This window comes from Parafrankia irregularis, from assembly GCF_001536285.1.
Taxonomy (GTDB): domain Bacteria; phylum Actinomycetota; class Actinomycetes; order Frankiales; family Frankiaceae; genus Parafrankia; species Parafrankia irregularis.
Genome location: NZ_FAOZ01000080.1, coordinates 1 through 1,838, shown reverse-complemented (window position 1 = coordinate 1,838; position 1,838 = coordinate 1). Strand labels below are relative to the sequence as shown.

At 57.5% G+C, this 1,838-nt stretch carries 1 rRNA gene; it reads left to right on the top strand.

Annotated elements, in window-relative coordinates:
• Window positions 1–1,771 (top strand): 23S ribosomal RNA (locus AWX74_RS38740); the annotation flags it as partial.
• Window positions 1,772–1,838 lie beyond the last annotated feature (67 nt).

Genomic DNA, 1,838 nt, shown 5'->3' with positions numbered 1-1,838 from the left:
GACCCAGTCGTGGACGCTACACGAGTGAGAATGCAGGCATGAGTAGCGAATGACGGGTGAGAATCCCGTCCGCCGAATGACCAAGGGTTCCTGGGGCAGGCTTTTCCGCCCAGGGTGAGTCGGGACCTAAGGCGAGGCCGACAGGCGTAGTCGATGGACAACGGGTTGATATTCCCGTACCGGCGCTGACGCGCCCATGCTGAACCTGGTTGTGCTAACCGTTCTGGTTCTTGTTCTGCTTTCGAGTGGGGCTTGGGCTGGTCGGGATCCTGGCCAGTAGTAGGCAAGCGATGGGGTGACGCAGGAGGATAGTCCAACCCAGGAGGTGGTTTTCCTGGGGCAAGGGTGTAGGGCGAGACGTAGGCAAATCCGCGTTTCATGTGCCTGAGACCTGATGCCGAGCCGATTGTGGCGAAGTGGGTGATTCCATGCTGCCGAGAAAAGCCTCTAGCGAGTGTCAGGGCCGCCCGTACCCTAAACCGACACAGGTGGTCAGGTAGAGAATACCGAGGCGTGCGAGTGAACTGTGGTTAAGGAACTCGGCAAAATGCCCCCGTAACTTCGGGAGAAGGGGGGCCACTTCCTGTGTAGGAGCTTTGCCTCCGAAGCGGGGAGGGGCCGCAGAGACCAGGGGAAAGCGACTGTTTACTAAAAACACAGCTCCGTGCGAAGTCGTAAGACGATGTATACGGAGTGACGCCTGCCCGGTGCTGGAACGTTAAGGGGACGGGTTAGCTCTTCGGGGCGAAGCTCAGAACTTAAGCGCCAGTAAACGGCGGTGGTAACTATAACCATCCTAAGGTAGCGAAATTCCTTGTCGGGTAAGTTCCGACCTGCACGAATGGCGTAACGACTTTCCTACTGTCTCAACCACAGACTCGGCGAAATTGCACTACGAGTAAAGATGCTCGTTACGCGCGGCAGGACGGAAAGACCCCGGGACCTTTACTACAGCTTGATATTGGTGTTCGGTTCGGTTTGTGTAGGATAGGTGGGAGACTGTGAAGCTGGGACGCCAGTTCCGGTGGAGTCGTTGTTGAAATACCACTCTGGTCGTACTGGATGTCTAACCTCGGTCCGTGATCCGGATCAGGGACAGTGTCAGGTGGGTAGTTTAACTGGGGCGGTTGCCTCCTAAAGGGTAACGGAGGCGCCCAAAGGTTCCCTCAGCCTGGTTGGCAATCAGGTGTTGAGTGCAAGTGCACAAGGGAGCTTGACTGTGAGACAGACATGTCGAGCAGGTGCGAAAGCAGGGACTAGTGATCCGGCGGTGGCTTGTGGAAGCGCCGTCGCTCAACGGATAAAAGGTACCCCGGGGATAACAGGCTGATCTTGCCCAAGAGTCCATATCGACGGCAAGGTTTGGCACCTCGATGTCGGCTCGTCGCATCCTGGGGCTGGAGTAGGTCCCAAGGGTTGGGCTGTTCGCCCATTAAAGCGGTACGCGAGCTGGGTTTAGAACGTCGTGAGACAGTTCGGTCCCTATCCGCCGCGCGCGCAGGAGACTTGAGAAGGGCTGTCCCTAGTACGAGAGGACCGGGACGGACGAACCTCTGGTGTGCCAGTTGTTCTGCCAAGGGCATGGCTGGTTGGCTACGTTCGGAAGGGATAACCGCTGAAAGCATCTAAGCGGGAAGCTCGCTTCAAGATGAGGTCTCCCACAGGGTAGCCTGGTAAGGCCCCCGACTAGATGATCGGGTTGATAGGCCGGAGGTGGAAGTGCGGTGACGCATGGAGCTGACCGGTACTAATAGGCCGAGGGCTTGACTACTTTATGATTCTGCTGTTTTGCGTCCACTGTGCGGTTCTCGGGCTGCGACCGGAGGGTCGGGTCTGAT